This is a genomic window from Spongiibacter sp., assembly GCF_041602295.1.
Taxonomy (GTDB): Bacteria; Pseudomonadota; Gammaproteobacteria; order Pseudomonadales; family Spongiibacteraceae; genus Spongiibacter.
In genome coordinates this window covers 1-4,520 of record NZ_JBFIGO010000153.1, presented here as the reverse complement: position 1 = coordinate 4,520, position 4,520 = coordinate 1, and the positions used below count along the sequence as shown (strand labels likewise).

Here is a 4,520-nt window from a genome sequence, read left to right as displayed (position 1 = left end):
TTCCCATTAATACCACCACACTGCGTATCTATATTCGCGGTATTGGTTTGATCGACGCGCAAATTACTCAGGACCCGCCGGTTGGGGTGTATGTTGATGGCGCCTATATCGCGCGCTCCGCCGCGCTGGCGACGGATTTGGCCGACCTGACCCGCATCGAGGTGTTGCGCGGCCCCCAGGGCACACTCTACGGCCGCAATTCCACCGGCGGTGCGGTCAACCTGATTACCCGTCGCCCCAACATCGACGCCCTGCAGTTTAAGCAGGCCTTCACCGTGGGCGATCGCAATTTGTTTAGTAGTAAGACCATGGTAAACAGCCCCTTGTGGCAGGGCGCGGCGGCGAAATTGGCCTATTTTACCAAGACGGTGGATGGCTATATCGAAAACAGCGGGCAGGGCGGCGACTTTGGCGACTCCAGCACCGAGGGCTATCGCTTTGACTTTGGCTGGGATGTGAATGAGCGCCTGCATATCGATTACGCCTACGACAAGGCGTCGGTCGATAATACCAACGTGAGCTATTCGCATATTCGCCCCTCGGACCCTATTCCCAACCCGGATGCCAATCAGGGCATTGCCTTTACTAACCTGATTAACTCCGGTGCTCGGCAATTCTACGACTTTAATCCCTCCGGTAAGCGCCCCGATAGCATCCACTCACCGATCCCAATGGAAGAGGCCGAGAGTGAAATTTCCGGTCATCAGCTTTCCGTGGACTACCAGTTCAGTGAGGACATGGTGCTGAAATATATCTATGCCGAGCGTGAACTGTATGACAACACGCCCACGATTTTGGCCACTGGGGCGCGCAGCGACGGCTATCGTTTGGATAACAGTCCGATTTTCAGCTTCCCGGTAGCGGCGGTGCCGGGCGACTCTGCCGTGTGTAATCCCTGTGTAGGGCGCAGTGTGCAATACGGCGCAGTGCATCCGCTCATTGAGCAGGAACAGTTTTCCCACGAATTGCAGCTGTCGGGCTCGCTGCTGGATCAGCGCCTGTCCTATATCACCGGCTTGTATTACTTCGAAGAAACGGCGACGCAGGGGGCGGGTAAGGTCGGGCACCTGCTGTCGGGGCCACTGGGCAGCGCCGCCGACGGCAACAACACCGGCAATCGTATCGAGGTGCTTACCGAGGCGCGCTTCGATATTGAAAATACCGCAATGGCCATGTTCGCCCAGTTCACCTGGCGACCGCCGGTACTGGACGACCGTTTAAGCTTTACGCTGGGGGCCCGTCATTCGGAAGACAATCGCAAATCCGCAGCGCTGCGTCGCCAAATCAGTTTAATTGTTGTGCCGGGCGATCTCGATAACACTGACCGCGACAACAATGATATTGCCACCCAGCTGTCGGACGCTTTTTACAATGTGCGCGGCGATAAAGATTTTAAGGATGATTCGTTTAGCTTTATCACTGAATATGAGTTTAACGACGATGTGAACCTCTACTTCAAGGTGAATGAGGCCTACAAAAGCGGCGGCTTCAATACCCGCGAACAGGTCACTGCCGAGGGCGCGCAGCGCTATATCGATGGCTTTGATGAAGAGAAAGTCACCGCCTATGAACTGGGCTTGAAATCGCGATTTTTTAATAATCGCTTCCAGTTTAATGCCGATATTTTCCAACAGGACTTTGTCGATCAGCAGCTTAACTTCAGCGTGCCCAATACCACCAGTGATACCACAGTGGCCAATGCCGGTGAATCCACCCTGAAGGGGTTTGAGATGGACAGCACCTGGCTGGCCTCGGAAAACCTGCTGCTGGTGTTGAATTACGCCTATCTGGATGCCGCCATTGAGCCCAGTCGCAATCCGCTGTCCGGCGAAGTCGACGACGGCTTTGTGTTTGACTCGGCGCCGCGTCACGCCTACACCGCGATGGTGGACTGGACACTGTGGAACAGCATGAACCGCGGCAATATTGCCTTTAACGCCACATATTCCTATACCGACGAGCGCAATGGCGGCGGCCGCAAGGAGTTTGCCACCTTTGACGCCGACCGTCAGGACGATTTTGCCGTGCTCAACGCCCGCGTGGGCTGGTATGAACTGCCGCTGTTCGATGGCATTTTGGATGTGGCCTTGTGGAGTAAAAACCTGCTGGATGAAGAATATAGCGTGAACAACATCCATAACCTGCCGCAGGCCGGTCGTTCGGTGATGTTTGGTGAACCGCGTAGCTACGGTTTCGACTTGATCTACAACTGGGGCGGCTGAGTGTTCAGGCAGCTCATCGATATGGCGTAATCCGCTTAGATGAGCTGCCGTTTTTCTCGTCTACTGAGACGAGGGGAGGGCTTTACAAAACTGACTAGATTCGATGAGTGCCCCAGGGCAGTAAAATAATCATTGAATGGAGTCTCGTTATGTCGCAACAAACCCCGTCTTACCCCCCGTATCAAATTCAGGCTGCAGAACTCCCCGAGCGCTATCCGCGGGGTTGGTTTTGCCTGGGACTGCTGGATAGCTTCAGGCCCCCTAATGATGCCCGGCAAACGATCGCGGGCTTTGGCAGCGAGCTGGCGGTGCGCTGTTGGGGCGCCCGCTTTGAAGTTCGCCTGGCCGGTCAATTGCTGCCAACCTTGCAACGCAACCGCCTGCTGTTGTGCTGGTATGACCCCGACGGCAAGCCGCCGCTAGCGCTTCAGCAGCCGCCGGTTATGGACGAGTGCGACTCGCGCCAGTGGAGTCCCTGGCAGATGCGCGAATACCGCATTCACGCCAATTGCCGCGAATTAATCGACAACATGGCCGACGCGGCGCACTTTGGCCCGGTGCACGGCGCCCACGTGCGCAGCTTCCGCAATATTATGGATGGCCACACCTTTGTGCAGGAAATGCGCGGGCACAGCGAGCGCCTATCGGGTGATGCCGAATTGTATAGCTATGCCAAGTACTACGGGCCGGCGTATCAAACCACCTATATGCGCGGTCGCTACGACGGCCAAGTGATAGAAAGTTATCTGCTGTTAAGCCATATTCCGCTGCATCAGCAGTGCTTTGATATTCGCTATGCGGTGATGGTCAGGCGCCTGCCACAGTTGAGCGCGGCAGATAATGCCCAGCTCTGTGCAAGTTATGGCGAGCAGGCCTTTGCGGCCTTTGCCGAGGATGTGGCGATCTGGCACAACAAAACCCGCGTCGATAATCCGCTGCTCTGTGATGGCGACGGTCCCATTCACAAACTCAGAACTTGGTATGCGCAGTTCTATCAGCCCTTAGCTGAGGTGAACGAAGAGCGCCTGCGCTACCGGGAATACCAGTTGCGCTACGATCATTGAGAAAGCGGCAAGGGACTGTGCAGAGCGGCTGAAAGCCCACCGGCGCTAGCCGGTGGGCGGGAGCGGTTCAGGGTGCGACTTGCGCCGCCGGCAGCAGCGGCAGATCCACCGAACCGCTGATCTGAACGGGCACCGGCAGCGGTGACGCCGAAGTGGGGTACTGGCTGGGGTAGGAACCGTAGACCAGCAGTACCAGCTTGTCGCCGGCCTGCAGGCGACTCATGACGCCGACAAGGTCGCGCGGATGGTCGTCAAAGCCGCGAAATGGCGTGACCTGGTTCATCAGTGCCGTCGGTGGTTGCGGCGAGGTGTCGCCAGCTTCGCGGATGCCCAAGCCGACAAACAGAATGGGCTCGATGACCGGTGAGCCCGCCTGCTGTTCTGCAATGCTCATGCTGAGGTTGATGGTCGGCACTCCGGCAATGACCTCACCGTCTGCAGTTGCGGTGTACAGCTCGATTTCCGTGGGGATTTGGTTGGCCTCGTGGGCGATAACCGGCAGTAGGCTGGAGATCGCCACGCTGCTGCCACCATAGGGAACCTCGCTCAGGGCGATACCATCGGCACCAGTGCTGCCGAGGTTGAGACAGACCTTGGGAATCTCGTCGGCGGCGCCGTCTTCAAACAACAGCTTTTCCCGGTACCAGTTCACCGTCATGGCGTTGCGGTCCAGGCGGCCGCAGACATCGTCGCCGTCGCCGTTGTCGATGCCGTGGCCAACGGCCTTGGTGAACAGGCGCACATCGCCGCCCAAGGCGCTCAGGCAATTAAAGTTGTAATAGGCATCGTTGAAGTTAAACAGCGTGTCCATATGCGACTGGGTCAGGAAGGCATCAATGGGGCGCAGGCTGCCACCAGCGGTGGAGTTGTTGCCATCTTTGACGCAGTGCGAGGCCAGGCTGTTGCGGTAGAGCAGGGCAAGCTTTTCGTCATCGAGCATATTGGCGGCTAGGCCTGTCGCCAGCCCCTCGTTGACTTCCTGATCTTGAGAGTTACCGGGGCGGTTGCCGCCGGCAGACAGCACACTGGCCCACAGGGTTTTGAAAACATTGCCCGAATACAGTGAGTAGCGCAGGTCGTGCCAAGTGATATCTGGGGCAATAGCATCGAGGCGGTGTTTGCCGTCAATGGCGTAAATCAAGTGCTGAAAGCCGCCGCCGTAGGAGCCGCCAACCGCCCCGATCAGCGGATTGTTTATTTCGGTGGCCGGGGTCGGGCCGTTGTCGGCATAGGC

General features: G+C 57.4%; 3 protein-coding genes. 2 read left to right on the top strand and 1 reads right to left on the bottom strand.

Going from position 1 to position 4,520, the window contains the following annotated elements; translation table 11 throughout:
- Both ABYM29_RS14870 and ABYM29_RS14865 read left to right on the top strand, forming a co-directional pair.
- On the top strand, window positions 1–2,222 hold a 2,222-nt coding region (locus tag ABYM29_RS14870), incomplete at its 5' end, for a TonB-dependent receptor (RefSeq protein ID WP_372865573.1).
- A gap of 149 nt (window positions 2,223–2,371) precedes the next feature.
- The gene (locus ABYM29_RS14865) at window positions 2,372–3,286 is read left to right on the top strand and encodes a 3-ketosteroid-9-alpha-hydroxylase (protein WP_372865572.1); all 915 of its coding nucleotides are present in this window, start codon (window positions 2,372–2,374) and stop codon (window positions 3,284–3,286) included.
- A 67-nt stretch (window positions 3,287–3,353) separates the two neighbouring features.
- On the opposite strand, the gene ABYM29_RS14860 is transcribed toward ABYM29_RS14865, so the two are convergent.
- Window positions 3,354–4,520: CocE/NonD family hydrolase (locus tag ABYM29_RS14860; RefSeq protein ID WP_372865571.1), on the bottom strand; the 1,167-nt coding region annotated here is incomplete at its 5' end.